Source organism: Streptomyces sp. NPDC054813, from assembly GCF_053611365.1.
Map to the genome: position 1 here is coordinate 135,708 of NZ_JBSHAF010000029.1, position 1,039 is coordinate 136,746.

Here is a 1,039-nt window from a genome sequence, read left to right on the forward strand (position 1 = left end):
GGTGTTGCCCCCCCCCGGGCGGCTGGGGCCAAAACCCCGGAAACCGGTGGACTGCTTCAGCCGGAGCCCTCTTCTCCGCGCCGCTCACTGCGGTCTTTCAGCGTGGCCACTGATAGGGGGACGGAGTCAGGACGCGCTACGCACGAGGCTCCCGTGCTGTTGGGTGAGGTGTGCGAAGGGCGGCCGGTACCCACCGCATCATCCGGATCTGCGAACGCCAGGGCATCCCGGTTCCGCCTGTACCCGAACAGGGTCCAACGCACCGCGTTGGCCATCGCGTTCGGGTGCGCCCGCGTCGTGTTCAATGACGCGGTGCGCGCCCGCGAGGACGGCCGCGCGGCGGGTGAGGCGTTCCCGAGTGCGGGCGAGCTGTCGAGGAAGTTGATCACCGAGGCGAAGCGGACCGTGGAACGGTCCTGGCTGGGCGCGGTCTCCTCGGTCGTTCTCCAGCAGTCCCTGCGCGACGCCGATACCGCGTACGAGAACTTCTTCGCCTCTCTCAAGGGAACTCGCAAAGGGCCGCAGCTGGGCCCGCCCCGTTTCAAGTCCCGCAAGGACAAACGGCAGTCGATCCGGGTCACTGCCAACGCCCGCTGGTCGATCACGGACGAAGACCGGCCGAACCTCCCGAAGATCGGCGAGGTGAAGGTGAAGTGGTCCCGCGCCCTGCCCACCACGCCGTCGTCGGTCACCGTGATCAGGGACGTGGCCGGACGGTACTTCGCCTCCTTCGTCATCGACACCGACCCGGCCGCAGACCTTCAGCGGATGCCGGACGCCGAGCAGGACATCGGTATCGACCTGGGCCTGGCCCACTTCGCGGTGCTGTCCGACGGCACGAAGGTCGACTCCCCGCGGTTTCTGCGCCGCGCGGAGAAGAAACTCAAAAAGGCGCAGCGGGAGCTGTCCCGCAAGCAGAAGGGATCGAAGAACCGCGAGAAGGTAACCGTGCTGGCCCTTCGTCCGAGCACACGATTCAAGCAAACCCTGTCGGTTCCGTGTCCTCGCCCCTGCATGTCGTCGTTGTCGAGACCGACAC

At 67.1% G+C, this 1,039-nt stretch carries 1 protein-coding gene; it reads left to right on the top strand.

Going from position 1 to position 1,039, the window contains the following annotated elements:
* Positions 1-237: 237 nt before the first annotated feature.
* A partial coding sequence (locus ACWGJB_RS41635) for an RNA-guided endonuclease InsQ/TnpB family protein (RefSeq protein WP_453385228.1) occupies positions 238-1,039 on the top strand: 802 nt, incomplete at its 3' end.